The sequence below is a fragment of the Shigella sp. FJ200513 genome (assembly GCF_040495915.1).
Classification (GTDB): Bacteria; Pseudomonadota; Gammaproteobacteria; order Enterobacterales; family Enterobacteriaceae; genus ECMA0423.
This window is the reverse complement of record NZ_JBDYCV010000275.1, coordinates 1-601: the sequence shown is the minus strand read 5'-3', so window position 1 is coordinate 601 and position 601 is coordinate 1. Positions and strand designations below refer to the sequence as shown.

1 protein-coding gene is annotated in these 601 nt (G+C 45.1%); it reads right to left on the bottom strand.

Features of this window, described 5'->3' with window-relative positions; all coding sequences use genetic code 11:
* Window positions 1-61: 61 nt before the first annotated feature.
* Complete coding sequence (locus ABZJ92_RS22185) at window positions 62-457, bottom strand: hypothetical protein (RefSeq protein WP_001103659.1); 396 nt, start codon at window positions 455-457, stop codon at window positions 62-64.
* Window positions 458-601: the final 144 nt, after the last annotated feature.

Genomic DNA, 601 nt, shown 5'->3' with positions numbered 1-601 from the left:
TTCTGCTCATTATTAGCTCCTTCTGATGCCATTCTATTTCAGGAAGGAGTGTCCGTTAAACTCAGGCTACCTCATTTAACAGACTTGATTCATCCTCACAAAATATAAGTTTTTCCTGGAATGCCCATGTCTCATTGAGGTTCCAGATATCAAATTCGAAGTCGTGATAACGAAAACGGATCCCACCAAACTTATTAAAACGCAGTTGTTTGACGGGCAGTTCAGCCAATGTCTGGAAGAGTTCCTCACGGGAGCGACCGATGACGATATCAAGGTCTGAAGAGAATCCATCGACGCCATACAAGCCTAAGTCACGCACCATCCCGCCAAAAATCCTGGCCGGACAGGAACAGGCCAGAGTATCAAGTAATACTCTGGCTTTCTTATGCTCATCACTAAGCGTAAAAAAATCGGCGATACGCTGTTCAAGCAGTTGGGTGTTTGAGACCACATTCATACAGTGATTTTAGCTCATCGTGAAGGCGCATTAAATAACTATCCGTCATGCCTGAGATTGCGTCGGTATGAAGTGGCACACTGAATTTGGCCACCTGAACAGAGGTGATATGCTCACCTCAGAACAACACAGGTGCTCCAATGA

Coding starts and splice junctions, on each gene's coding strand:
- ABZJ92_RS22185 (WP_001103659.1), bottom strand. CDS start 457: ATGAATGTGGTCTCAAACACCCAACTGCTTGAACAGCGTATCGCCGAT.